The organism is Entomohabitans teleogrylli (genome assembly GCF_001484765.1).
In the GTDB taxonomy this organism is placed as follows: domain Bacteria; phylum Pseudomonadota; class Gammaproteobacteria; order Enterobacterales; family Enterobacteriaceae; genus Entomohabitans; species Entomohabitans teleogrylli.
On record NZ_LLXO01000030.1, the window covers coordinates 41,840 to 67,707 of the forward strand.

28 protein-coding genes are annotated in these 25,868 nt (G+C 56.3%); 24 read left to right on the forward strand and 4 right to left on the reverse strand.

All coding sequences use genetic code 11. The features are described 5' to 3' along the window. Positions 1-179: 179 nt before the first annotated feature. Complete coding sequence (gene rne / locus AQ981_RS22320; protein WP_058913973.1) at positions 180-3,494, reverse strand: ribonuclease E; 3,315 nt, start codon at positions 3,492-3,494, stop codon at positions 180-182. A gap of 6 nt (positions 3,495-3,500) precedes the next feature. After that, positions 3,501-3,770 carry a hypothetical protein gene (locus tag AQ981_RS27765; protein ID WP_154675973.1) on the reverse strand — a complete coding sequence of 90 codons (270 nt, stop codon included), beginning with the start codon at positions 3,768-3,770 and terminating at the stop codon, positions 3,501-3,503. Positions 3,771-4,072: 302 nt separating this feature from the next. On the opposite strand from AQ981_RS27765, the gene rluC reads away from it, so the two are divergent. After that, positions 4,073-5,032 carry a 23S rRNA pseudouridine(955/2504/2580) synthase RluC gene (gene rluC / locus AQ981_RS22325; RefSeq protein WP_058913974.1) on the forward strand — a complete coding sequence of 320 codons (960 nt, stop codon included), beginning with the start codon at positions 4,073-4,075 and terminating at the stop codon, positions 5,030-5,032. Between the two features lie 52 nt (positions 5,033-5,084). Here rluC and AQ981_RS22330 read toward each other — a convergent pair whose 3' ends face one another. Continuing rightward, entirely contained in the window at positions 5,085-5,669 is a 585-nt protein-coding gene (locus tag AQ981_RS22330; RefSeq protein ID WP_058913975.1) for a Maf family protein, read from the reverse strand. A gap of 140 nt (positions 5,670-5,809) precedes the next feature. On the opposite strand from AQ981_RS22330, the gene yceD reads away from it, so the two are divergent. From yceD to AQ981_RS22440, 22 genes are all read left to right on the forward strand, one after another. After that, a complete protein-coding gene (gene yceD / locus AQ981_RS22335; RefSeq protein WP_058913976.1) occupies positions 5,810-6,331 on the forward strand; it encodes a 23S rRNA accumulation protein YceD in 522 nt (173 codons plus the stop codon). Between the two features lie 51 nt (positions 6,332-6,382). Then, positions 6,383-6,556 carry a 50S ribosomal protein L32 gene (gene rpmF / locus AQ981_RS22340; protein WP_058913977.1) on the forward strand — a complete coding sequence of 58 codons (174 nt, stop codon included), beginning with the start codon at positions 6,383-6,385 and terminating at the stop codon, positions 6,554-6,556. Between the two features lie 74 nt (positions 6,557-6,630). Further along, positions 6,631-7,662 (forward strand): phosphate acyltransferase PlsX, encoded by a 1,032-nt coding sequence (gene plsX / locus AQ981_RS22345; protein ID WP_071608986.1) that lies wholly within the window; start codon positions 6,631-6,633, stop codon positions 7,660-7,662. A gap of 10 nt (positions 7,663-7,672) precedes the next feature. Then, positions 7,673-8,626, forward strand: a complete 954-nt coding sequence (locus tag AQ981_RS22350) for a beta-ketoacyl-ACP synthase III (protein ID WP_058913979.1) — start codon at positions 7,673-7,675, stop codon at positions 8,624-8,626. 19 nt (positions 8,627-8,645) lie between these two features. Further along, a complete protein-coding gene (gene fabD / locus AQ981_RS22355) occupies positions 8,646-9,575 on the forward strand; it encodes an ACP S-malonyltransferase (protein ID WP_058913980.1) in 930 nt (309 codons plus the stop codon). Between the two features lie 13 nt (positions 9,576-9,588). Next, the gene (fabG, locus tag AQ981_RS22360) at positions 9,589-10,323 is read left to right on the forward strand and encodes a 3-oxoacyl-ACP reductase FabG (RefSeq protein WP_058913981.1); all 735 of its coding nucleotides are present in this window, start codon (positions 9,589-9,591) and stop codon (positions 10,321-10,323) included. 154 nt (positions 10,324-10,477) lie between these two features. Beyond that, positions 10,478-10,714: an acyl carrier protein gene (gene acpP / locus AQ981_RS22365; RefSeq protein WP_000103754.1), complete on the forward strand. Its 237-nt coding sequence runs from the start codon at positions 10,478-10,480 to the stop codon at positions 10,712-10,714. A 91-nt stretch (positions 10,715-10,805) separates the two neighbouring features. Beyond that, positions 10,806-12,047 carry a beta-ketoacyl-ACP synthase II gene (gene fabF / locus AQ981_RS22370; RefSeq protein ID WP_058913982.1) on the forward strand — a complete coding sequence of 414 codons (1,242 nt, stop codon included), beginning with the start codon at positions 10,806-10,808 and terminating at the stop codon, positions 12,045-12,047. Between the two features lie 142 nt (positions 12,048-12,189). Further along, positions 12,190-12,990 carry an aminodeoxychorismate lyase gene (gene pabC / locus AQ981_RS22375; protein ID WP_058913983.1) on the forward strand — a complete coding sequence of 267 codons (801 nt, stop codon included), beginning with the start codon at positions 12,190-12,192 and terminating at the stop codon, positions 12,988-12,990. Positions 12,991-12,999: 9 nt separating this feature from the next. Continuing rightward, the gene (gene yceG, locus AQ981_RS22380) at positions 13,000-14,022 is read left to right on the forward strand and encodes a cell division protein YceG (RefSeq protein WP_058913984.1); all 1,023 of its coding nucleotides are present in this window, start codon (positions 13,000-13,002) and stop codon (positions 14,020-14,022) included. Further along, complete coding sequence (gene tmk / locus AQ981_RS22385; protein WP_058913985.1) at positions 14,012-14,650, forward strand: dTMP kinase; 639 nt, start codon at positions 14,012-14,014, stop codon at positions 14,648-14,650. Before yceG ends, tmk begins: the two co-directional genes overlap by 11 nt. Beyond that, entirely contained in the window at positions 14,650-15,657 is a 1,008-nt protein-coding gene (gene holB / locus AQ981_RS22390; protein ID WP_058913986.1) for a DNA polymerase III subunit delta', read from the forward strand. The genes tmk and holB overlap by 1 nt, the downstream gene beginning before the upstream one ends. Positions 15,658-15,667: 10 nt before the next feature. Then, the gene (locus AQ981_RS22395; protein ID WP_058913987.1) at positions 15,668-16,462 is read left to right on the forward strand and encodes a metal-dependent hydrolase; all 795 of its coding nucleotides are present in this window, start codon (positions 15,668-15,670) and stop codon (positions 16,460-16,462) included. A 299-nt stretch (positions 16,463-16,761) separates the two neighbouring features. Then, on the forward strand, positions 16,762-18,195 hold the full coding sequence (gene ptsG / locus AQ981_RS22400) for a PTS glucose transporter subunit IIBC (protein WP_058913988.1): 1,434 nt from the start codon (positions 16,762-16,764) through the stop codon (positions 18,193-18,195). 217 nt (positions 18,196-18,412) lie between these two features. Next, a complete protein-coding gene (gene hinT / locus AQ981_RS22405) occupies positions 18,413-18,772 on the forward strand; it encodes a purine nucleoside phosphoramidase (RefSeq protein WP_058913989.1) in 360 nt (119 codons plus the stop codon). Between the two features lies 1 nt (position 18,773). After that, positions 18,774-19,148, forward strand: coding sequence for a YcfL family putative periplasmic lipoprotein (locus AQ981_RS22410; RefSeq protein WP_058913990.1), 375 nt, complete (start codon positions 18,774-18,776; stop codon positions 19,146-19,148). 13 nt (positions 19,149-19,161) lie between these two features. After that, on the forward strand, positions 19,162-19,800 hold the full coding sequence (lpoB, locus tag AQ981_RS22415; protein WP_058913991.1) for a penicillin-binding protein activator LpoB: 639 nt from the start codon (positions 19,162-19,164) through the stop codon (positions 19,798-19,800). After that, on the forward strand, positions 19,778-20,614 hold the full coding sequence (thiK, locus tag AQ981_RS22420) for a thiamine kinase (protein ID WP_058913992.1): 837 nt from the start codon (positions 19,778-19,780) through the stop codon (positions 20,612-20,614). Before lpoB ends, thiK begins: the two co-directional genes overlap by 23 nt. 11 nt (positions 20,615-20,625) lie before the next feature. Beyond that, a complete protein-coding gene (nagZ, locus tag AQ981_RS22425) occupies positions 20,626-21,651 on the forward strand; it encodes a beta-N-acetylhexosaminidase (protein ID WP_058913993.1) in 1,026 nt (341 codons plus the stop codon). A 42-nt stretch (positions 21,652-21,693) separates the two neighbouring features. Beyond that, complete coding sequence (gene ycfP, locus AQ981_RS22430; protein WP_058913994.1) at positions 21,694-22,236, forward strand: alpha/beta hydrolase YcfP; 543 nt, start codon at positions 21,694-21,696, stop codon at positions 22,234-22,236. 226 nt (positions 22,237-22,462) lie between these two features. Beyond that, a complete protein-coding gene (locus AQ981_RS22435; protein WP_058914001.1) occupies positions 22,463-23,767 on the forward strand; it encodes an NAD(P)/FAD-dependent oxidoreductase in 1,305 nt (434 codons plus the stop codon). A gap of 185 nt (positions 23,768-23,952) precedes the next feature. Continuing rightward, positions 23,953-24,507 (forward strand): glycine zipper 2TM domain-containing protein, encoded by a 555-nt coding sequence (locus tag AQ981_RS22440; protein ID WP_058913995.1) that lies wholly within the window; start codon positions 23,953-23,955, stop codon positions 24,505-24,507. A 77-nt stretch (positions 24,508-24,584) separates the two neighbouring features. On the opposite strand, the gene AQ981_RS22445 is transcribed toward AQ981_RS22440, so the two are convergent. Further along, entirely contained in the window at positions 24,585-25,220 is a 636-nt protein-coding gene (locus AQ981_RS22445; RefSeq protein ID WP_058914002.1) for a TetR/AcrR family transcriptional regulator, read from the reverse strand. A 239-nt stretch (positions 25,221-25,459) separates the two neighbouring features. Here AQ981_RS22445 and bhsA point away from each other — a divergent pair, with 239 nt between their 5' ends. Next, positions 25,460-25,717, forward strand: coding sequence for a multiple stress resistance protein BhsA (gene bhsA, locus AQ981_RS22450; RefSeq protein WP_058913996.1), 258 nt, complete (start codon positions 25,460-25,462; stop codon positions 25,715-25,717). The last annotated feature ends 151 nt before the right edge of the window (positions 25,718-25,868 follow it).

Consider the following 25,868-nt stretch of genomic DNA (forward strand, 5'->3'; position numbering starts at 1 on the left):
TTTATTGCTCCGATTGATATCCTGAGCGCGTTTTCCCGCAGGTAAGCGGTGTTCATTGATTCTCCGCAGACCCGCCAGGCTATTTTGCATGGCGATCCTGGCGGAGTTTCCGGGCGTAACGACAGATAAAAAAATGGCCAGCGGGTGCTGGCCATCGATCACGTCAGGGAACCCGACGGTTATTGCGGTTTGCCCGCCGGTGCGGAAGCCTGCTGGCTGGCGCTGTGGCCGCCGGCGGAACCCTTGCCTGCGAACTGATACGCCGGACGCTGCCAGTCGCTGTGACGCGGCGCCTGTGCGACATAGGCCGGTGCCGGCGCTTTGGTCATTGGGGCGCTGGCGTGCCCGCCGGAAACCACCGCTTTTGTCGTTTCAGTCACCGCAGGCTGTGGTTCGGCGCGAACTGGTTGTTCCACGATAGCCGGCGCTTCGACAGATTCAACACTGGCGGCAATGACTGGCGCAGTGGGTTCAGCAGTAGATTGCGCGGCGATAACCGGTACGGTAGTTTCTGCCACCGGCTCAACCACGGCTTCTGGCTGTGCTGCTGCGGCTTCTTCCTGTTCAGTCACGACTTGCGCATCGACAGCCTGTTCAGCCACGTTTTCTGCTACCGGCATATCGGCGGCGGCAATGATTTGCGGCTGTTCAGTCACCGGTGCGGCAATCACTTCCGGATGCGTGGTCTGCGGCTCAACAGCAGCGGCGACCGCTGTTTCCTGAGTGATTACCGGTTCAACCTGTACCGGCTCAGAGGTCACGGTTGGCTCATCGGCGACCGCAGGCTGCGCGGCAACGCTGACCGGCGATACCACCGGCTGAATAACTTCCACCTGAGCAACCTCTGGCTGTTCGGTGGCGGCCGGCAGGGCGATTACGCTATCGCGGGTTTCCTGCGCTTCGTCCTGAGGACGGGCGATCGGGTAGCGAATCCACACTTTACCGGAAGCCATTTCCGGAGAGGCGCAGGCCACGGTCAGCGGCATCGGCGATACGGCAGGGTAGCGCTCATCGCGGTAGCGACGGCGACGCTGGCCGCTTACGCGCAGATGGCGCGGAGAACGGCGGGAACGACGCGGCATACCGGCGCTGGTTTCGCTGCGCGCTTCGCCATTCTCATCCTCAGCGCTACTGGTTTCCGTAGTGTTGACAGCAACAGGCAGCGCTGGCGCCGCGGGTTCGGCTGGCAGAGTCGCGGGCAGCGACGCAACAGGGGCGGCCAGCGCCTCAGTGACGACTTCCTGTACGACGACATCCTGCGACGCGGCGCTTTCTGCGCTTTCAATACGTACTTTCTGGTTTAGCTGGCGCGGTTTGCGGCGCGGCATCACCTGAACGCGTTCTTCCTGTTCATTTTCCTGCTCGGTGACGTTGTCACGCTGCAGTGACTTAACTTCCTGTTGCGCCTGACGTTTTTCATCATTGCGACGGCGATTACGTTCACGACGCGGCTGCTGCGGTTTATCCTGCTGCTGCTCGTCGGCGCCGCTGGTCTGGCGTGCCTGAACATCACTGGTTTGCGGCTGCGCCTGGCGGCGATTGCGGCGATTATCGTCGCGATTTTCACGCGGCTCACGGCCTTCACGCGCTTCGCTGCCGCGGTTATCGCGATTACTGTTTCTGTCGTTACGGTCGCGGCGATTGTTCTGGCGACGGTTGTTACGACGATCCTGCTGCTTAGCGGTGGTCTGCTCTTCTTTTGCCTCTTTAGCCACACTGGTTTCAGCGCTGTCATCGCCGGCAAACATTTTCTTCAGACCGGCAATAAGACGTCCAAAGAAGCCCGGGCCTGACGGCTGCGCGGCTGCGCTACTGGCGACAACGGTCGGCGCGGTTTTCTCCTGCGCTTTAGGCTGCGCGCTTTCCGCCGGCATCGGCGGAACTTCCGGCATCACAAAGGTCGCCAGCGCCGGCTGTTCCGGACGCTTACGCTCGGTCGGCTCATCGTCGATTACCCCAGCCGCCATCTCTTCTTCGTGCAGCTTCGGCAACAGGTAGCTCAGAACCTGAGTCTCTTCGCCTTTGCGGATACGCAGTACGGAATAGTGCGGCGTCTCCATCTGATCGTTAGGCACCACGATGCAGCGGATGCCATTCTGGCGCTGTTCGATGGCGCTGATGGCCTGACGTTTTTCGTTCAGCAGATAGGAGGCGATCGGCACCGGCACGATGGCGTGCACTTCCTGGGTGTTCTCCTTCAGCGCTTCTTCTTCGATCAGACGCAGAATGGAAAGCGACAGGGATTCGTTATCGCGAATAGTACCAGTGCCGCTACAGCGTGGGCACACGTGGTGGCTGGACTCGCCGAGCGACGGGCTCAGACGCTGACGGGACATCTCCAGCAGGCCGAAGCGCGAAATATGGCTGATCTGTATGCGCGCCCGGTCCTGACGCACCGCTTCACGCAGACGGTTTTCCACCGCACGCTGGTGGCGCACCGGAGTCATATCGATAAAGTCGATGACGATCAAACCGCCGAGGTCGCGCAGGCGTAGCTGGCGGGCAATTTCATCGGCCGCTTCAAGGTTGGTGTTGAAGGCGGTTTCTTCAATATCGCCGCCGCGGGTGGCGCGGGCGGAGTTGATATCAATGGCGGTCAGCGCTTCGGTAGTATCGATAACGATAGAGCCGCCGGACGGCAGACGTACTTCGCGCTGGAACGCGGATTCGATCTGCGATTCAATCTGGTAGTGGCTGAACAGCGGAATTTCGCCGGTGTACAGCTTAATTTTGCTGGTGAAATCCGGACGACCCAGCGCGGCGATATGCTGGCGGGCCAGTTCAAGGATTTTCGGGTTGTCGATGAGAATCTCGCCGATGTCCTGGCGCAGATAATCGCGGAAAGCGCGGACAATGACATTGCTTTCCTGGTGAATCAGGAACGGCGCCGGGCGGCTTTCCGCCGCTTTCTGGATGGCCTCCCAGTGCTTGAGGCGGAAGCTGAGGTCCCACTGCAGCGCTTCGGCGGATTTCCCCACCCCGGCGGTACGCACGATAAGACCCATGCCGTCCGGGACTTCCAGCGACGCCAGCGCCTCTTTCAGTTCGGTGCGGTCATCGCCTTCAATCCGGCGTGAAATACCGCCGGCACGCGGGTTATTCGGCATTAACACCAGATAACTTCCCGCCAGACTAATAAAAGTGGTCAGCGCAGCCCCTTTGTTGCCGCGCTCTTCTTTATCGATCTGGACAATAACCTCCTGACCTTCGCGCAGCACATCTTTGATGTTCGGGCGACCGTGAGAGGCGTAATTGCTGGGGAAGTATTCGCGGGCGATTTCTTTCAGAGGGAGGAAACCATGGCGCTCGGCGCCATAATCGACAAATGCTGCTTCCAGACTGGGTTCGATACGAGTGATTTTGCCTTTGTAGATGTTCGCTTTTTTCTGCTCGTGCCCCGGGCTTTCGATATCCAGGTCGTACAGACGCTGCCCATCAACAAGGGCGACACGCAACTCTTCTTGCTGAGTTGCGTTTATTAACATTCTTTTCATCGTAACTTACTCATTATTCTTACATTCATTAGTGACAGAGCGGCGGGCATGGCGACGACTTACCGGTGTATGACCGATGGCCTCGTGACTATTCGCAAAGTCGTCAACCTCACGGTTGTCGCTTGCATGGAGGCGCACAGTATCGGCTGCCTGTCTTTCAAACGGAAAAACAGCGCAATTTAGTCCGGGAATAGTCTGGGTTATGGTTTGCCAGAAAAGATTCCATTTGCCGGTAAGTACTGCAACCCGCAGCCCGCTAACTGCCTGATAATTCATAACGTCTTACGCCATTGCTGCGTGAATGAATGACCAGGCAAAATGGGTAATTCCGCAAAAGTCCTTGCTTAACAAGTCTGAACACGGAAAACCACAGCATTATTCCACTGCTCAGCGCGTGATAGCAAGATGACTTTTGCCATTTATCACCCGGTTTCTCACAGTTTTTGCACCGCTCTTCCCGCTGTGCTGCAATAACCAACAGAAAGACCGGCTTTTTTACTGCGCGCCAGGATGATTCTAAATATAAGCACAGAAAAAGAGGTGGCGCTATTCACCCCGGCTATTTAGAATCGCCGACCATGAAAACAGAGACGCCATCCGTAAAAATCGTTGCTATTTCTGCTGACGAAGCAGGGCAGCGTATCGATAACTTTTTACGTACCCAGTTAAAAGGGGTACCGAAAAGTATGATTTATCGCATCCTGCGTAAGGGCGAGGTGCGGGTAAATAAGAAGCGCATCAAGCCTGAATATAAGCTGGAAGCCGGGGACGAAGTCCGTATTCCACCAGTACGCGTGGCCGAGCGAGAAGAAGAGGCGGTTTCGCCGCACCTGCAAAAGGTCGCCGCCCTCAGCGATGTCATTCTTTATGAAGATGATCATCTGCTGGTGCTGAATAAACCCTCCGGTACCGCGGTGCACGGCGGCAGCGGCCTGAGTTTTGGGGTGATCGAAGGGTTGCGGGCGTTGCGCCCGGAGGCGCGTTTCCTGGAGCTGGTGCACCGTCTCGATCGCGATACATCCGGTGTGCTGCTGGTGGCGAAAAAACGTTCCGCGCTGCGCTCGCTGCATGAACAGTTACGCGATAAAGGAATGCAGAAAGATTACCTGGCGCTGGTGCGCGGCCAGTGGCAGTCGCACGTTAAAGCGGTTCAGGCGCCGCTGCTCAAGAATATCCTGCAGAGCGGCGAGCGCATCGTCCGGGTCAGCGGTGAAGGAAAACCGTCGGAGACGCGTTTTAAGGTAGAAGAGCGCTATGCCTTCGCCACTCTGGTGCGCTGTAGCCCGATCACCGGGCGTACTCACCAGATTCGCGTGCATACCCTACATGCCGGGCATCCCATCGCGTTTGACGACCGCTACGGCGATCGCGATTTCGACAGCCAGCTAACGGCAGCCGGCACCGGGTTAAATCGCCTGTTTCTGCACGCCGCGGCGCTGCGCTTTACGCATCCCGCGACCGGCGAAATTATGCGTATGGAAGCGCCGCTGGACGATCGGCTTAAACAGTGTCTGCAGGTACTGCGCGCCAGCAAGTGACTGACGTCAGGCAAGGCGAGTTCTTGCCTGCTTCCTGTCGCTATCCTGCCGTTTATGTCAGCAGCGGATTAACCCCTTCATTGCGTAGCATCGCGCACAGGGCGATCAGCGGCAGTCCGACCAGGGTATTGGGATCGCGTCCTTCCAGACGTTCGAACAACGTTATCCCTAATCCTTCGCTTTTAAAACTGCCTGCGCACCACAGCGGTTGTTCGCGACGCACATAATGGTCGATCTCTTCATCGCTGAGGTGGCGAAAGTGGACGTCAAACGGCTCGCATTCGCTTTGCAGTTGCCCGTTGCTGGAATTAAAGAGCGCCAGGCCGGTATAAAAGGTCACTCTGTTTCCGCGCGCCTGCCGCAGTTGAGCGACCGCATTTCGTTCAGTGTGCGGCTTGCCGGTAATGTTATTTCCCAGTACGCAAACCTGGTCGCTGCCTATAATAAGGTGTGAGGGATACTGAACGCGTAATGATTGCGCTTTTTCCCGGGCCAGGCGCGTGACCAGTTGGCGTGCCGTTTCGCCTTCGCGGGGCGTTTCGTCGGCGTCCGGAATGGCGCAAATAAAGGGGATGCCCAGTTTTTCCAGCAGCGCGCGGCGAAAGGGCGAGGTGGAAGCAAGCACGATGGGGGTCATATTTTTCCGTCGGTTTAGCCGTTCTGTAAGCGCTATTTTAAACTGTCCGCTGCGAATGTGTGCGAATAAATGGCAAAAGGTCAGCCCTGGCTGCCTTTTTCTTTGACTATATCCCGCTACAAAGTTAATATGCGCGCCCTATGCAAAAGGTAAAATTACCCCTGACTCTTGATCCGGTTCGTACGGCTCAGAAACGCCTTGATTACGAGGGTATTTATACCCCTGAACAGGTTGAGCGTGTCGCCGAATCTGTAGTCAGTGTGGACAGTGATGTGGAATGCGCGATGTCGTTTGCGGTTGACAGCCAGCGTCTTGCGGTGATCCGCGGGGATGCCCGGGTGTCGGTTACCCTGACATGTCAACGCTGCGGCCAGCCATTATCTCATCAGGTCTACACGCAGTATTGTTTCAGTCCGGTCAGAAGTGACGACCAGGCCGAAGCGTTGCCGGAAGCGTATGAACCGATTGAGGTTAACGAATTCGGTGAAATCGATCTGCTGGCGATGGTAGAAGATGAAATTATCATCTCCTTACCGGTAGTTCCGGTGCACGATTCTGAACACTGTGAAGTGTCCGAAGCGGACATGGTCTTTGGCGAACTGCCTGATGAAGCGCAAAAGCCAAACCCATTTGCCGTATTAGCCAGTTTAAAGCGTAAGTAATAGGTCTTTCCTGAAAAAACAGGGATAAACCGTAATTGAGGAGTAAGGTCCATGGCCGTACAACAGAATAAACCCACCCGTTCCAAGCGTGGCATGCGTCGTTCTCATGATGCGCTGACCGCTGTAACCAGCCTGTCTGTAGACAAGACTTCTGGTGAATCCCATCTGCGTCACCACATTACCGCCGACGGTTACTACCGCGGTCGTAAGGTTATCGCTAAGTAATCACGCGCAAGCGTGATTCGGCTTAGCGTGTTTCGCCCCGCCGACGCGGGGTTAAACCGTCATCCGGCGATATCTTGACACGTCTAACCCTTGCGTTAGATGTCATGGGCGGGGATTTTGGCCCCGCCGTGACAGTGCCTGCGGCTTTGCAGGCGCTGGATTCTAATTCACAACTGCACCTTCTGTTAGTCGGCGATCCCGACGCCATCACGCCATTACTTGCCAAAGCTGACTTCGAACAACGTTCGCGGCTGCAGATTATTGCTGCGGAGTCGGTTATTGCCAGTGATGCCAGACCGTCCCAGGCGATTCGTAATAGCCGGGGTTCTTCCATGCGCGTGGCGCTGGAACTGGTCAAAGAGGGGCGGGCGCAGGCCTGCGTCAGCGCCGGCAATACCGGGGCGCTAATGGGGCTGGCGAAACTGCTTCTCAAGCCGATTGAGGGCATTGAACGTCCGGCGCTGATGACCGTATTGCCCAATCAGCAAAAGGGCAAAACCGTTGTGCTGGATTTGGGCGCCAACGTCGCTTGCGACAGTACGATGCTGGTGCAATTCGCCATTATGGGGTCGGTCATGGCGGAAGAAGTGCTGGAAATCGCTCAACCCCGCGTCGCGTTGCTTAATATCGGCGAAGAAGAGACCAAAGGGCTGGATAGCATTCGCGATGCGTCGGCAATGCTGAAATCTTCTCCTTCCATCAACTATATTGGCTATTTAGAGGCCAACGAATTACTGACCGGTAAAACGGATGTCCTGGTATGTGACGGATTTGTCGGTAATGTCACACTGAAGACGATGGAAGGTGTTGTCAGAATGTTCCTTTCACTGCTGAAATCTCAGGGTGAGGGCAAAAAACGGTCATGGTGGCTGATTTTAGTTAAACGCTGGTTACAAAAAAGGCTTTCCCGGCGATTCAGTCACCTCAACCCCGACCAGTATAATGGCGCCTGTCTGTTAGGATTGCGCGGCACGGTGATTAAGAGCCACGGTGCGGCCAATCAGCGAGCGTTTGCGGTCGCCATTGAGCAGGCAGAGCAGGCAGTACGACGGCAAGTTCCGGAACGGATAGCCGCTCGTCTGGAATCTGTATTACCCCAGGAGTGACTGAGCGTACATGTATACAAAGATTATTGGTACGGGCAGCTGGTTGCCCGAGCAGGTGCGTACTAACGCCGATCTGGAAAAAATGGTCGACACCTCTGATGAGTGGATCGTTACGCGTACCGGGATCCGCGAGCGGCGGATTGCGGCGCCGGACGAAACAGTCGCTACGATGGGTTATCAGGCAGCGCTGCGGGCGCTGGACATGGCCGGGCTGGATAAAAACGACATTGGCCTGATTGTGGTTGCCACCACGTCTTCGACCCACGCGTTTCCCAGCGCAGCCTGCCAGATTCAGGCGATGCTGGGCATTAAAGGTTGCCCGGCGTTCGACGTGGCGGCGGCCTGCGCCGGGTTCACCTATGCGTTGAGCATTGCCGATCAGTATGTTAAAAACGGCGCCGTGAAACATGCGCTGGTGATTGGCTCCGATGTACTGGCGCGTACCTGCGATCCCACCGATCGCGGAACGATCATTATTTTTGGCGACGGCGCAGGGGCGGTTGTACTTGGCGCTTCGCAGGAGCCGGGCATTATTTCTACCCATCTGCACGCCGACGGTCACTATGGCGCGCTGTTGACGCTGCCGAATATGGATCGCGTCACGCCGGAAAATCCGGCGTACCTGACCATGGCCGGTAATGAGGTTTTCAAAGTCGCGGTGACCGAGCTGGCGCATATTGTTGATGAGACGCTGGCGGCAAATAACCTCGACCATGCGGCGCTGGACTGGCTGGTGCCGCACCAGGCTAACCTGCGTATTATCAGCGCAACGGCGAAAAAGCTCGGTATGTCGATGGATAACGTGGTGGTCACCCTTGACCGTCACGGCAATACTTCTGCCGCTTCGGTGCCTGCCGCGCTTGACGAAGCGGTACGCGACGGGCGTATTAAACCCGGCCAATTGATTTTGCTGGAAGCCTTTGGCGGCGGCTTTACCTGGGGCTCCGCGCTGGTTCGTTTTTGATTAACAGAGACTAAAAACAATGACGCAATTCGCTTTTGTTTTCCCGGGACAGGGTTCCCAGTCGCCTGGCATGTTGGCCTCTCTGGCGGCGGAATACCCGGTGGTCGAAGAAACTTTCCGTGAAGCCTCTGATGTACTGGGCTACGATCTCTGGGCGCTGACTCAGCAGGGACCGGCGGAAGAACTGAACAAAACCTGGCAGACCCAGCCGGCGTTACTGGCGGCCTCTGTGGCTATCTGGCGCGTCTGGCAGCAGCAGGGCGGTAAAACGCCGGCGTTGATGGCCGGTCACAGCCTCGGCGAATACTCCGCGCTGGTGTGCGCCGGGGTTATCGCTTTCGCCGACGCCGTGCGCCTGGTGGAGATGCGCGGTAAATTTATGCAGGAAGCGGTACCGGAAGGCACTGGCGCGATGGCGGCGATCATTGGTCTGGATGACGCGTCGATTGCTAATGCCTGTGAAGAATCCGCTCAGGGACAGGTGGTTTCGCCGGTAAACTACAATTCGCCGGGCCAGGTGGTGATCGCCGGCCATAAAGAGGCCGTTGAGCGCGCCGGCGCGGCTTGTAAAGCGGCGGGGGCCAAGCGTGCGCTGCCGCTGCCGGTCAGCGTGCCGTCCCATTGTGCGCTGATGAAGCCGGCGGCGGAAAAACTGGCCGTCGAACTCAACAACATCACGTTCAGTGCGCCGCAGATTCCGGTGGTCAATAACGTTGACGTGCAGTGTGAAACCACCCCTGAGGCCATTCGTGATGCGCTGGTACGCCAGCTGTATAGTCCGGTACAGTGGACGAAGAGCGTTGAATTCATGGCTTCTCAGGGGGTGACCCATCTGTATGAAGCCGGGCCGGGTAAAGTACTGACCGGGCTGACAAAACGTATTGTAGACACCCTGACCGCCTCCGCGCTTAACGAACCGGCGGCCGTGTCAGAGGCGCTTTCGCAATAAAACGAGGAACCCCATGAACTTTGAAGGAAAGATTGCGCTGGTCACCGGCGCGAGCCGTGGTATCGGGCGCGCTATCGCTGAGACCCTGGTCGCGCGTGGAGCTATTGTCATCGGTACTGCCACCAGCGAAAGCGGCGCGCAGGCGATTGGCGATTATCTGGGCGCCAACGGGAAAGGTCTGATGCTGAATGTGACCGATCCGGCATCTATCGAATCCGTTCTGGAAAATATTCGCGCAGAATTTGGTGATGTCGATATTCTGGTAAATAATGCCGGTATCACCCGCGACAATTTATTGATGCGCATGAAGGAAGACGAATGGGATGACATCCTGGAAACCAATCTGTCATCGGTTTTCCGTCTGTCAAAAGCGGTAATGCGCGCTATGATGAAAAAGCGTCATGGGCGTATTATCACCATCGGTTCTGTGGTTGGTACCATGGGAAATGCGGGTCAGGCTAACTACGCTGCGGCGAAAGCGGGTCTGATTGGCTTTAGTAAATCGCTGGCGCGTGAAGTGGCGTCCCGCGGTATTACTGTGAATGTAGTTGCTCCGGGCTTTATTGAAACGGACATGACGCGCGCGCTTTCTGATGACCAGCGTGCGGGTATTTTGGCGCAGGTTCCTGCGGGTCGCCTCGGTGACGCAAAAGAAATCGCCAATGCGGTTGCATTCTTAGCTTCTGACGAAGCAGGGTACATCACTGGTGAGACTCTGCACGTCAACGGCGGAATGTATATGGTTTAACCACGAAGAAATTTATTTGCGTTATCGGTCCAAAAGGCCTCAAAATAGCGTAAAATCGTGGTACGACCTGCCGGGATTTAGTTGCAACTTTTTCAACATTTTATACACTACGAAAACCATCGCGAAAGCGAGTTTTGATAGGAAATTTAAGAGTATGAGCACTATCGAAGAACGCGTTAAGAAAATTATCGGCGAACAGCTGGGCGTTAAGCAGGAAGAAGTCACCAACAATGCTTCTTTCGTTGAAGACCTGGGCGCTGATTCTCTTGACACCGTTGAGCTGGTAATGGCTCTGGAAGAAGAGTTTGATACTGAGATTCCGGACGAAGAAGCTGAGAAAATCACCACCGTTCAGGCTGCCATTGATTACATCAACGGCCACCAGGCGTAAGTGAACATCTCCAGGCGGTCATTCGACCGCCTGAGTTTTTTCTTTTTGTCGTCCCACATAGTGTCTATTTTTCCCTCCCTGGAGGACAAACGTGTCTAAGCGTCGTGTAGTTGTGACCGGACTGGGCATGTTGTCTCCTGTCGGCAATACCGTAGAGTCTACCTGGAAAGCTCTCCTTGCCGGTCAGAGTGGCATCAGCCCGATCGACCATTTCGATACTAGCGCCTATGCAACGAAATTTGCTGGCTTAGTAAAGGATTTTAATTGTGATGACATTATCTCGCGCAAAGAGCAGCGCAAGATGGATGCCTTCATTCAATATGGAATTGTTGCGGGCTGGCAGGCCATGCAGGATTCTGGCCTTGAAGTGACAGAGCAGAACGCGACCCGTATCGGCGCCGCCATAGGTTCCGGCATTGGCGGTCTTGGCCTGATCGAAGAAAACCACAGTTCGCTGGTTAACGGCGGGCCGCGTAAAATCAGCCCGTTCTTCGTTCCCTCTACTATTGTGAATATGGTGGCCGGTCACCTGACCATCATGTATGGCCTGCGTGGCCCGAGTATTTCTATCGCCACCGCCTGTACTTCCGGCGTCCATAATATTGGCCACGCGGCGCGCATCATCGCCTATGGCGACGCGGATGCTATGCTGGCGGGCGGAGCAGAAAAAGCCAGTACGCCGCTGGGCGTCGGCGGGTTTGGCGCCGCCCGTGCGCTATCCACCCGCAACGATAATCCGCAGGCGGCGAGCCGTCCGTGGGATAAAGAGCGTGATGGTTTCGTACTGGGCGACGGCGCCGGCATCGTCGTACTCGAAGAGTACGAACATGCGAAGCGGCGCGGCGCGAAAATTTACGCCGAAGTTGTTGGTTTCGGTATGAGCAGCGATGCATACCACATGACGTCGCCACCGGAAGACGGCGCCGGCGCGGCGCTGGCGATGGTAAATGCGCTGCGCGACGCGGCGATTGAACCGGCGCAGATTGGCTATGTCAACGCCCACGGTACTTCCACCCCGGCAGGGGATAAAGCGGAAGCGCAGGCAGTGAAATCGGTCTTCGGGGATGCCGCCAGCCGGGTGCTGGTCAGCTCAACCAAGTCGATGACCGGTCACCTGCTGGGCGCGGCGGGCGCGGTAGAGTCGATTTATTCGATTCTGGCGCTGCGCGATCAGGCGGTACCGCCGACCATTAACCTGGATAACCCGGATGAAGGCTGCGATCTTGATTTCGTGCCTCACGAAGCACGCCAGGTGAGCGGTATGGAATACACGCTGTGTAACTCCTTCGGTTTTGGCGGCACTAACGGTTCACTGGTGTTTAAAAAGGTCTGATCCGTTCAGTTGTACTCTTAAGGCCCGCCTGGCGGGCTTTTTTCTTTCCAGCCTTCCTCCTCTGGTATGAGATTACCCCCTGGTTGCTCTGCGCCGGCGAGCCTGAGAAACTAGCGGACCTGTCGATGAAAAGGAGTCTCCCGTGTATTTGATTAACGGCCACTGGCAACAGCAACTACCGGCAGGCGATCGCGCTATCCAGTTTGGCGATGGCTGCTTCACCACCGCCCGGGTGGTGGCAGGGGAGGTGCGCTTTCTGGAACAACATTTGCAGCGTTTGCGGCAGGGCTGTCGGCAGTTGCTGATGGCGGAGCCGGATGTCAGCCAGATAGGCGCAGAGATGCGCCTTCTGGCGCGTCAGCAGGCGGATGGCGTTATCAAAGTGATTATTACCCGCGGGAGCGGCGGGCGCGGCTATAGCGCGGCCAACTGTAGCCAGCCAACGCGTATCCTCTGCGTTTCTGACGCCCCGCAACACTATCTGGCCTGGCGGCAGCAGGGCGTCGCTCTGGCGCTCAGTCCGGTGCGGCTGGGCTGTAATCCGGCGCTGGCCGGGATAAAGCACCTTAATCGCCTTGAGCAGGTGCTGATTCGCACGCATCTTGACCAGACAGGGGGCGAGGAGGCGCTGGTGCTTGACAGTGACGGGATGCTGGTGGAATGCTGTGCGGCCAATTTATTCTGGCGCAAAGGAAACCGCGTTTATACCCCCAGTGTAGATCGTGCCGGGGTTAACGGTATTATGCGCCAGCATATTGTTGCGCTACTGGCGACATCGCCATGGTCGGTATCTGAAGTCAGAGAGCCGGTTCAGACGCTGGAAGAGGCGGATGAGGTGCTGGCGTGTAATGCGCTGATGCCGGTGCTGCCCGTCAGGCAGACGGAGACGCGGCACTATTCATCCCGGGAACTCTGGCGCTGGCTGGCTCCCCAATGTGAGTAGAACATCGTAATGAAAAAGATGCTGAGCTTCTTTTTACTGCTGCTGGTTATGCTGGGCGTGGCGGCCGGGGTTGGACTATGGAAAGTTCGACAGTTGGCCGACAGCAAACTGTTGATTGAGCAGGAAACTATCTTTACGCTACAGGCCGGGACCGGGCGTCAGGCGCTGGGCGTGCAACTGTATGATGAAAAAATCATTAATCGTCCGCGGGTATTCCAGTGGCTGCTGCGCGTAGAGCCGGAACTGGCTAATTTTAAAGCCGGAACGTATCGTTTTACGCCTCAGATGACGGTGCGCGACATGCTCAGGCTGCTGGCCAGCGGTAAAGAGGCTCAGTTTCCGATTCGCTTTATTGAAGGCATGCGTCTGAGTGATTTACTCAAACAACTGCGTGAGGCGCCCTATATCCGCCATACCCTGAAAGACGATCGTTACGCAACGGTGGCCGAGGCGCTGAAGATGGAGCATCCGGACTGGGTGGAAGGGTGGTTTTACCCCGACACCTGGATGTATACCGCCAATACCAGCGATGTCGCGTTACTGAAGCGCGCTCACCAGAAGATGGTGGCTCAGGTGGACGCCGTCTGGAAAGATCGCATAGATGGGCTCCCTTATGAAGACCAGAACCAACTGGTGACCATGGCCTCGATCATTGAAAAAGAGACCGCCGTGGCGGTGGAACGCGACCAGGTGGCTTCCGTCTTTATTAACCGGCTGCGTATCGGCATGCGTCTGCAGACCGATCCGACGGTTATCTACGGCATGGGCGAGCGCTATGATGGTAAACTGTCGCGCAAGGATCTCGAAACGCCGACGCCGTATAATACTTATGTTATTAGCGGTATGCCGCCGGGACCTATTGCAGTGCCCGGTCTGGCGTCGCTGACAGCGGCGGCGCATCCGGCGAAAACGCCGTATCTCTATTTTGTGGCCGATGGTAAGGGCGGGCATGCGTTCAGCACCAACCTGACTAACCACAATAAGGCGGTACGGAACTATATCAGGGCATTAAAGGATAAAGATGGGCAGTAAATTTATCGTCATAGAAGGGCTGGAAGGCTCGGGAAAAACCACGGCGCGCACGTTGATCACTGAAACGCTGCAGGGGCTGGGTATTACCGACCTGGTATTTACCCGCGAGCCGGGCGGCACTCTGCTGGCGGAAAAGCTCCGCGATCTGGTGCTTGGCGTCAAAGCTGCCGGGGATGAAGTGGTGACCGATAAAGCCGAAGTGTTGATGTTTTATGCTGCGCGTATCCAGTTGGTGGAAAATGTCATTAAACCTGCCCTGGCGCGCGGCGCCTGGGTGATCGGCGATCGCCACGATCTCTCGACCCAGGCCTATCAGGGCGGAGGGCGGGGCATTGATCCCCATTTGCTGAAAACCCTGCGTGACGCCGTGCTCGGTGATTTCTCCCCCGATCTGACCCTCTATCTCGATGTTACTCCGGAGGTTGGCCTGCGTCGCGCACGGGCGCGCGGCGAGCTGGATCGTATTGAACAGGAATCGCTGGACTTTTTTAACCGCACCCGGGCGCGCTATCTGGAACTGGCCGCCGCTGATGCGCGCATTAAAACCATTGATGCGACCCGGGGGCTGGAACAGGTGAGCGCGGCGATTCGTCGAACTGTCACCGAGTGGGTCAGGGAGCAGGGCTGATGCGCTGGTATCCGTGGCTGCGCGGCGACTTTGAACGGCTGATGAGTTTGTATCAGTCGGGACGCGGCCATCACGCGCTGTTGCTGCATGCTCAGGCGGGACTGGGAGACGATGCGCTGATTTATGCCCTCAGCCGCTGGTTGATGTGCCAGCAGCCGGACGGGAACAAAAGCTGCGGTAAGTGCCGCGGTTGCCAGCTTATGCAGGCGGGCACCCACCCGGATTACCACGTGATAACGCCTGAGAAGGGTAAAAGCACTCTGGGGATTGACCCGGTGCGTCAGGTTACGGAGGCGCTCTATGGTCGTGCCCGTCAGGGCGGCGCGCGAGTGGTGTGGATCCCGGATGCCGGCTGGCTTACTGAAGCGGCGGCCAATGCGCTGCTGAAGACCCTGGAAGAACCGCCGCAGGCGTGCTGGTTTTTCCTCGGCACCCGTGAACCGGAAAAATTGCTGGCAACGCTGCGTAGCCGCTGCCTGTACTGGTATCTGGCTCCGCCGGAGGAGAGTTATGCCCTTGCCTGGCTGGCCAGAGAGGCTCCAGGCGATCGGGCGCAGTTACAGGCCGCGCTGCGGCTGTCGATGGGGGCGCCCGCGGCGGCGCTGGAACTGCTTGAACCAGAGCAGTGGCAGCGGCGTAACGCACTGTGCAACGCTCTCGGGGAGGCCCTGAATCAGCGCGACATGCTGAGCCTGTTAGCGCAACTCAATGACGATCGGGTATTGCAGCGCCTGCAGTGGCTCTCTTCTCTGCTGCTGGATGCCCTGAAGTGGCAGCAGGGCGCGGCGGCCTGGCTAATGAACGGCGATATGCAACCGGTGGTAGCGCAGTGCGCCGGCCAGCTTTCCACGACGGCCATTCATGCCATCCTGCACAGTTTACTGTGCTGCCGCGAACGTCTGGCTGAGGTCGCCGGCGTGAACCGCGAACTGCTGCTCACCGAATTCTTATTGTCCTGGGAGCACCTGATGCGTCCGGGTGCGATTGTTGCTGGTTCTCAACTCTGAGAGAGACATTATGTTTTTAGTCGACTCACACTGCCATCTTGATGGTCTGGATTATCAGTCTTTACATAAAGATGTCGATGATGTGCTGGCGAAAGCGGCGGCGCGTGATGTGAAATTTTGCCTTGCGGTTGCGACCACGCTGCCGGGCTATCGCGGTCTGCGTAGCCTGGTCGGCGAACGCGATGATGTGGTTTTCTCCTGTGGCGTACATCCGCTTAACCAGGATCAGATGTACGACGAGCAAGAGTTACTGACCCTGGCCGCCGAGCCGGGGGTAGTGGCGCTGGGGGAAACCGGGCTTGATTATTACTACACGCCGGAAACTAAAGCGCGCCAGCAGATCTCTTTTCGCCAGCATATCCGCATTGGCCGACAGTTGAATAAGCCGGTGATTGTCCATACCCGCGATGCCCGGGCGGATACGCTGGCCATTTTGCGCGAAGAAAAGGTGACAGAGTGCGGTGGGGTACTACACTGTTTTACTGAAGATCGGGAAACCGCAGGGAAACTGCTGGATATGGGGTTCTATATCTCTTTTTCTGGTATTGTGACTTTCCGCACCGCCGGGCAGCTACGTGATGCGGCGCGCTATGTGCCGCTGGATCGCCTGCTGGTGGAAACCGATTCTCCTTACCTGGCGCCAGTGCCGCATCGCGGAAAAGAGAACCAGCCGGCAATGGTGCGCGACGTCGCGGAGTTTATGGCGACGCTGAAAGGTGTCTCCCTCGCCGAGCTGGCGCAGGCGACGACAGCGAACTTTGCCTCCCTGTTCCATGTTGATGCCAGTCGTTTGCAGCCTGCCTGAACATTTCCCCATTATTTTTAAGCTCGTAATTAATCCTTAAAGCAGGTAAAGTTCTGCGCCACAAAAAGGGCCATACAGGCCCTTTCTGACATACTTTGTAATGGCTTATGTAAAGTAATGAAAGTTTTAATGCTGGCTTTAGCTGAAACGTGATAGCCATCAAACAAAAAAAAAGCGATTTATTTTACTCTGCGTAATAAATAAAAGGGCACTCAGAGGCCCGCACAGGGTCCCTGCTCCCCAGGGGCCAGAGCGTTTAACGCGAAAAAAAGCACAAATACTCAGGAGCACTTCTAATTATGTTCAAAAATGCATTTGCTAACCTGCAAAAGGTGGGTAAATCGCTGATGCTGCCGGTATCGGTACTGCCCATCGCAGGTATCCTGCTGGGGGTCGGTTCGGCGAACTTCAGCTGGTTACCGGCGGTCGTTTCCCACGTTATGGCGGAAGCGGGCGGCTCGGTATTCGCCAACATGCCACTTATTTTTGCTATTGGTGTCGCTCTGGGCTTTACCAATAACGACGGGGTTGCCGGTCTGGCGGCCGTGGTCGCCTACGGTATCATGGTGAAAACCATGGCTGTGGTGGCGCCGCTGGTGCTGCATATGTCTGCGCAAGACATTGAAAAAGGCCATCTGGCGGATACCGGGGTGCTGGGCGGGATCATTGCCGGCGCTATTGCCGCTTACATGTTCAACCGCTTTTACCGTATTAAGCTGCCTGAGTACCTGGGCTTTTTCGCTGGTAAGCGTTTCGTACCGATTATCTCCGGCCTGACCGCGATCGCTTTCGGCGTGCTCTTGTCCTTTATCTGGCCGCCGATTGGTACCGCGATTCAGACCTTCTCTCAGTGGGCGGCGTACCAGAACCCGGTGGTTGCCTTCGGGATCTACGGCTTTATTGAACGCTGCCTGGTGCCGTTTGGCCTGCACCATATCTGGAACGTTCCTTTCCAGATGCAGATCGGTGAATTCACCAATGCGGCGGGCCAGGTATTCCACGGCGATATTCCGCGCTATATGGCGGGTGATCCGACGGCGGGCAAACTGTCCGGCGGCTTCCTGTTCAAAATGTACGGTCTGCCGGCGGCGGCGATCGCTATCTGGCACTCGGCTAAGCCTGAAAACCGCGCTAAAGTGGGCGGGATCATGATTTCCGCGGCGCTGACCTCGTTCCTGACCGGGATCACCGAGCCTATCGAGTTCTCCTTCATGTTCGTGGCGCCGATCCTGTATGTGATCCACGCTATTCTGGCCGGTCTGGCGTTCCCAATCTGTATTCTGCTGGGGATGCGTGATGGTACCAGCTTCTCGCACGGTCTGATCGACTTCGTGGTTCTGAGCGGCAACGGCAGCAACCTGTGGCTGTTCCCGATTGTCGGCGCAGGTTATGCGCTGGCGTACTACACCATCTTCCGCGTGCTGATTAAAGCGCTGGATCTGAAAACGCCGGGCCGCGAAGAGGCAACGGAAGATGTTAAAGCCGGCGCTGGTAGTGAAATGGCCCCGGCGCTGGTGGCGGCTTTTGGTGGTAAAGAGAACATCACCAACCTTGATGCCTGTATTACCCGCCTGCGCGTCAGTGTGGCTGATGTCGCGAAAGTTGACCAGCCGGGGCTGAAAAAGCTGGGCGCGGCTGGCGTAGTGGTGGCAGGTTCCGGCGTTCAGGCGATTTTCGGCACTAAGTCCGATAACCTGAAAACCGAAATGGATGAGTACATCCGCAACAGTTAAGTAAGCGTTGGGGAGCGTGAAGGGAGGCGAAAGCCTCCCTTTTTTTGTGTCGATACATTGCCCTGCGGGGGATAAAAGTGGATATCGCTGGCGCCCGGGGCGATAATAAATCCCGCACGGGCGACCAGAGCGCGGCGGAATTATCTGCTTTTAGCTTGAAAAATAAGGATTATCACGCTCATACTTTCAGTACTGGCTTTTGTTAAAGGATACTCTCATGGCTGAAGAAACCATTTTCAGTAAGATCATTCGCCGCGAAATCCCCGCGGACATTGTTTACCAGGACGAGCTGGTTACTGCATTTCGCGATATTGCCCCCCAGGCGCCGACCCACATTTTAATCATTCCCAATGTGCTGATCCCGACAGTCAACCACGTCACGGTTGAAGATGAACTGGCGCTGGGGCGCATGATCACTGTTGCGGCAAAAATTGCTGAACAGGAAGGGATTGCTGAAGATGGCTACCGCCTGATTGTTAACTGTAACCGCCACGGCGGGCAGGAAGTGTTTCATATCCATATGCATCTGCTGGGGGGACGTTCCCTGGGGCCGATGCTGTCTCATAAAGGAATTTGATATGCGCCGGGAAGGCATCGCGATACTGCTGGCTCTGCTGCTGGCGTCCGGGTGCAGCTCCCGGCCAGCCATTCCGGTCAATCAACAACAGACGCTGGTGATGGAGTCTTCACTGCTGGCTGCTGGCATCACCGCGGAAAAACCGACGCTTTCCGACGCTAGCGCGCTCACAACGGCAACGTCTGAACTCTATAATGACAATAGTAAACCTGTGACGGTGAATTACCGGTTTTACTGGTATGACACCAACGGGCTGGAGATGCATCCTCTTGAGCACTCACGGTCTGTGGTGATCCCGGCAAAGTCAGGGGTTAAGGTAACCACCAGTACCCGGATGCCGGGAGCCGCCCAGGTGCGACTCTATCTTTATCTCTGAGGGGTGAATTTTGATGAGGGGAATTTCCCGATACGTCTGGCTGATAGCAGCCGCAATGGTGCTGTCCGGCTGTATTACGCGCGAAGAACCGCCTGCGCCGGTGGAGCCCGTGAAACCTGGCACCGGGCAACCCGCTCCGCCGACAGTACCGACGGTGCCGCCGGTTCCGGGGATTCCGGAACAGCCTGGTCCTGTCACGCCGCCTGATACTTCCGCGCCGGAACCGAAAGTGCGTCATTATGACTGGAGCGGCGCTGTTGCGCCGATGGTGGACAAAATGCTGCAGGCCGATGGCGTCAATTCCGGTAGTGTGCTGCTGGTGGACAGTGTCAATAACCGTACTAACGGCAGCCTGCAAAGCGGCCCGGCCACCGAGGCGTTACGTAATGCGCTGGCCAACAACGGCAAATTTGTGCTGGTGAGCGCGCAGCAACTTTCGCTGGCTAAACAGCAACTCGGGCTGTCCGCCAATGACAGTCTCGGCAGCCGCAGTAAAGCGATTGGTATCGCCCGCAATGTTGGCGCGCAGTACGTCCTGTACTCCAGCGCCTCAGGAAATGTCAATACGCCGGCGCTGTCGATGCAACTGATGATGGTGCAATCCGGGGAAATTATCTGGTCGGGTAAAGGTGCGGTCCGTCAGACCCAGTAACGCCGAATGGCGTGATATTATCCGGCAATCCATTCCGGCGGCTGAGCAGGCCGCCGGTTCTTTTTGTCATCATCCCGGGTTAAACGGCGGCACCCTGCGTCTGGTTACGCAGGTTGGTCCGCTTTCCCTGCGCCGGGCGATGTCTGACGCCATGCCTGGTGTGTCGCTGTCACGCCATTATCGGGCGCTGAAGCGTATGGCGCCGCAACTGGCGCCGACTCCGCGGGGGCTGGAATCCGGTTATCTTATCGCCGAATGGCTGGAGGGTGAGGTGGTTGAGCGGCTTCCGCCGCTGCCGCAACTGGCCGGGTTGCTGTATCATCTGCACCATCGTCCTCTGTTTGGCTGGCGGATTACGCTGCGCCCGCTACTGGCTTTTTACTGGGGACAGGCCGATCCGGCGCGTCGTTCCCTCGACTGGCTACAGCAATGGCAACGGTTGGCTCGTCAGGGAGAGCCCCATCCGTTGCGCCTGGCGCCGCTGCATATGGATATTCACGCCGGTAATCTGGTCTGGCAGCCCGACGGACTGCGCCTGATTGACTGGGAGTATGCCGGCGATGGCGATGTGGCGCTGGAGCTGGCTGCCGTGGTGGTGGAAAGTCACACCCGGCGCCGGGAACTGGTGGCGGAATACGCCAGACAGGCGCGCATTGACAGCGGTGTTTTGCAGCGCCAGGTGGCGCGCTGGCGCCCCTGGGCGCGATTGCTGATGGCGTCGTGGTATGAATGCCGCTGGCAACAAACCGGGGACCGGACATTTATCAGACAGGCGGACGAAGCATGGCATCGTCTGCGGCATAAACAAGATTAAGGAGAAAGGTTGTGGGTCCTTTAATGCTGGATGTGGCGGGTTATGAACTGGATGCCGAAGAGCGGGAAATACTCCAGCATCCGCTGACCGGCGGGTTGATCCTGTTCACCCGTAACTATCACGATCCGCAGCAACTGCGTGAACTGGTGCGCCAGATTCGTGAGGCCTCGCGCCATCATCTGTTGGTGGCAGTGGATCAGGAGGGGGGGCGCGTGCAGCGCTTCCGGGAAGGGTTTACTCGCTTGCCGGCGGCGCAGTCTTTCGCTGCTATGCTGGGCGTGGAGCAGGGGGGAGCGTTGGCCAGGGAAGCGGGCTGGCTGATGGCCAGCGAAATGATCGCCATGGATATTGATATCAGCTTTGCTCCGGTACTGGATGTCGGCCATATCAGCGCCGCGATCGGCGAACGCTCTTATCATGCCGATCCGCATCTTGCCCGGCAAATGGCGGAACAGGTGATTGATGGTATGCATAGCGCCGGAATGAAGACCACCGGTAAGCATTTCCCCGGCCACGGCGCCGTGGCGGCGGATTCCCACAAAGAGACGCCGCGCGATCCGCGTCCGGCGCAGGAGATCCGCGAACGGGATATGCAGGTTTTTCGCAGCCTGATTGAAAAACGTCTGCTGGATGCCGTGATGCCGGCGCATGTGATATACAGCGAGCTGGATCCGCTACCGGCCAGCGGCTCGCCATACTGGCTGAAAACCGTGCTGCGTAAAGAACTGGGATTTGACGGCGTGATTTTTTCTGACGATCTGTCGATGGAAGGCGCGGCCATCATGGGCAGCTATGCCGAGCGCGGCCAGGCATCGCTGGATGCCGGTTGCGATATGATCCTGGTCTGCAATAATCGTAAAGGCGCGATTAGCGTGCTGGATAATCTGTCACCGGTCAAAGCAGAACGTGTTACAGGTTTGTATCATACAGGCTCATTTACTCGTGAAGAACTGAGGGCATCGGCACGCTGGAAGGCGGCCAACCAGCAGTTAACCGAGCTTCACGAGCGCTGGGAAGCCCATAAGGCGGGTCATTAATCCTCAGGCTTCCGGAGCCTGATGTTGTGTAGTGAGGATGTCATGATTATCTATTTACACGGTTTTGATTCCAGCAGTCCGGGAAATCATGAGAAGGTGCTGCAACTGCAGTTTATCGACCCTGATGTCCGGCTGATCAGTTACAGCACCCTGCATCCTAAACATGATATGCAACACCTGCTGAAAGAGGTGGATAAAATGTTGCAGCTGAATGTGGATGAGCGGCCGCTAATCTGTGGCGTAGGTCTGGGCGGATACTGGGCGGAGCGGATTGGATTCTTGTGCGATGTGCGCCAGGTGATTTTCAATCCGAATCTTTTTCCCTATGAAAACATGGAAGGTAAGATCGACAGACCGGAAGAGTATGTCGACATCGCCACCAAGTGTGTAGAAAATTTCCGGGAAAAGAACCGCGATCGCTGTATGGCCATTTTATCCCGCAATGACGAAGCGCTGGACAACACTCGTTCGGCCGACGTGTTGCACCATTTTTATGAGATTGTCTGGGACGAGCAACAGACGCATAAATTCAAAAATATCTCCCCACATTTGCAGCGTATCAAAGCCTTTAAAACCCTTGGCTAACATTCTCTCTACCTGCGTGTAACCTGACGGGTCAGCCTTGCGCTGGCCCGTTTTGTTGATACTTTCAGGTAAATATTTTGATTCACATCAAATTTGGTATGACCAATGCACCGATCGTGGTATTCTTTAAGGAAATTTACACGACGCCGATGGCAACCTGTTGTTAGTTAAACGTTATTTTAATAACTTTGAATTAACAATTGGTTTATTATTTAAGGGGGTCTCGTTGACTACGCCATTGAAAAAGATTGTGATTGTTGGCGGCGGCGCCGGCGGGCTGGAACTGGCGACACAGCTGGGCAAAAAACTCGGCCGCGGCAAAAAGGCGAAAATCACGCTGGTCGATCGCAATCACAGTCACCTTTGGAAACCGCTGCTCCATGAAGTGGCGACCGGTTCGCTGGATGAAGGTGTGGATGCGCTGAGCTATCTGGCGCATGCCCGTAACCACCATTTTCAGTTCCAGTTGGGCTCAGTGGTGGATATTAACCGCGAAGCCAAAACCATCACCCTTGCCGAATTGCATGATGAGAAAGGCGAACTGCTGGTGCCGGAGCGCAAACTCCCTTATGACACGCTGATCATGGCACTGGGCAGTACCTCAAACGACTTCAATACGCCGGGCGTGAAAGATCACTGTATTTTTCTCGATAACCCGCATCAGGCGCGGCGTTTCCACCATGAAATGCTCAATTTGTTCCTCAAATACTCCGCCAGTATGGGGGTTAACGGTAAAGTTAATATCGCGATTGTCGGCGGCGGGGCCACCGGTGTGGAGCTTTCCGCCGAACTGCACAATGCGGTCAAACAACTGCACAGTTATGGCTACAAAGGGCTGACGAATGAGGCCCTGAATGTCACGCTGGTGGAGGCCGGGGAACGCATCCTGCCGGCGCTGCCGCCGCGTATTTCCGCTGCGGCTCACAGCGAACTGACGAAACTGGGCGTCAGAGTTCTGACTCAGACCATGGTCACCAGCGCCGAAGCTAACGGCCTGAACACCAAAAACGGCGAATTTATTGCCGCCGATCTGATGGTCTGGGCGGCGGGTATTAAAGCGCCGGACTTCCTGAAAGATATCGGCGGGCTGGAAACCAACCGCATCAATCAACTGGTGGTGGAGCCGACGCTGCAGACCACCCGCGATCCGGATATTTACGCCATCGGCGACTGCGCATCCTGCGCCCGTCCCGAAGGGGGATTTGTACCGCCGCGTGCTCAGGCGGCTCACCAGATGGCCAGTTGCGCCCTGCATAACATTCTGGCGCAGATCAAAGGTAAACCGTTGAAAGGGTATCTCTACAAAGATCACGGTTCGCTGGTGTCGCTGTCCAACTACTCAACCGTTGGTAGCCTGATGGGTAACCTGATGCGCGGTTCGATGATGGTGGAAGGGCGTATTGCCAGGGTGGTGTACATTTCGCTGTATCGTATGCACCAGATCGCGCTGCACGGTTATTTTAAAACCGGGCTGATGATGTTGGTCGGCAGTATCAACCGCGTGATTCGACCACGCCTCAAGCTACACTGATGGTTAATTCCCCTCCTTCCCGGGAGGGGAGATTTTTATCCTGCCAGATTTTTATCACTCCTCAGATTGCTCTGAAATCAACCGCTATGTCGCTGTAATCCGCATTTTTCATCCGTTGACCGCATTGTCAGCGTTGTAACCTGATTCCAGAATTAAGTGAGTCAGCAAAGCCAGGAGACAAGGCTATGAATAAATCTATGTTAGCGGGCATAGGGATTGGCGTAGCGGCTGCGCTGGGCGTAGCGGCGGTCGCTGGTCTGAACGTATTCGATCGCGCCCCGCAATATGCGCAGGTAGTATCCGCCACGCCAATTAAAGAGACGGTTAAGAACCCACGTAAAGAGTGTCGCAATGTCACGGTAACCCACCGCCGTCCGGTACAGGATGAAAACCGGATTGCCGGATCGGTACTTGGCGCTGTCGCTGGCGGGGTTATCGGTCACCAGTTCGGCGGCGGGCGCGGCCGCGATGTGGCCACCGTGGTGGGGGCGCTGGGGGGCGGCTATGCCGGCAACCAGGTCCAGGGGGCGATGCAGGATAATGATACTTACACCACTACCCAACAGCGCTGCAAAACCGTTTACGATAAATCAGAGAAGCTGATTGGTTATGACGTGGCTTACCGGATTGGCGATCAGCAGGGGAAAATCCGCATGGATCGCGATCCCGGGACACAAATTCCACTGGATAAAAATGGCCAGTTGATCCTGACGGAAGAGAGCGCTACGGCAGCCCGTTAACGGGGATGACGGTCGGTGCGCATTTAAAAACCCATTCGCCAGCGAATGGGTTTTTTTGCGCCCAAAATTCGGGCGATTCAGCCCTTAATCAGCTCAGGCCACAGACGCAGGGTGGTGCGGCTGATATTGAGCAAATCGTCAACACTGGCGCCTTCGCGGGCGCTGACCGACATGCCCTGCAGGATACAGTTCAGATAGCTGGCCAGTGCCCGGATATCGCAGCCGGAGGGGATTTCGCCATGCTGCTGGCGTTGCAGAAGGAAGCGCGTCAGTGTCTCTTGCTGCTGCGCGTGGCGCACTTTGATGGTGTTGGCTATCTCTTCTGAAGAGGCGGCCAGCGCCGAAGAAGTGCAGATAATAAAGCAGCCGGAGGGGGTGTCTTTACTGGTAAAGCACAGGGAGACCGCGGTGAAATAATCCTCCAGCGCCTGCAGCACACTCTTCTGTTCACAGAACAACTGCGCTTCATGTCTGGCGGCGAACTGGGCGATATAGCGGTCCAGCACGGCGCGGAACAGACCTTCTTTGTTGGTGAATTCAGCGTATAGCGTCGGGGCTTTGGCACCGGTCGCCTCCACCAGATGAGCCATTGAGGTGGCTTCATAGCCATGTTGCCAGAATAGCGTCATGGCTTTATCGAGCGCCGCGTCGCGGTCAAATGTCTTCGGACGCCCGCGGCTTTTCTTCACACGACTGCTTACTACTGTTGTCATGATGCCGTTAACTCCCGCCGGTGCATGAACGATCATTATAAAGTAATCATGCTAACCTGCCACAGGCCAAAGAGGGAAGTGGCCATTTTTTATCATTATGAAAAATAAGTTATAAATAATTAATTAATGATTATTATAAATTAAACTTGACTGTGATGATGATCACATTTATGATTTAGTTATCGATCGTTAAGTTAATAAATAACGACCTTACTACTCATCTGCACAAGGCAAAAATCATGAAAACTATCAATACTCTCATCGCAGCCGCTATCCTCAGTTCCCTGTCTTTCGCCAGCTTCGCGGCAGTTGAAGTACAGTCTACCCCTGCCGGGCAGCAAGAAGTGGGTACCATTGCCGCTTCTGCGGGGACTAACCTGGGTTCTCTGGAAGATAAACTGGCGGCGAAAGCCGATGAGATGGGCGCGAAATCTTTCCGCATTACCTCCGTAGCCGGTCCGAACAACCTGCATGGTACTGCGGTTATCTATAAATAAGTCAGTTTAGCCCTCACTGACGCATAAGCCACTGAGCGCGTTAACCCTCAAAAACGCCAGGCTTAATGCCAATGCCACTGATAAGGCCCTGTATAGATACAGGGCCTTTTTTGTGCACAGAAAACCCCCAGCTAGGCTGGGGGTTCCGGAA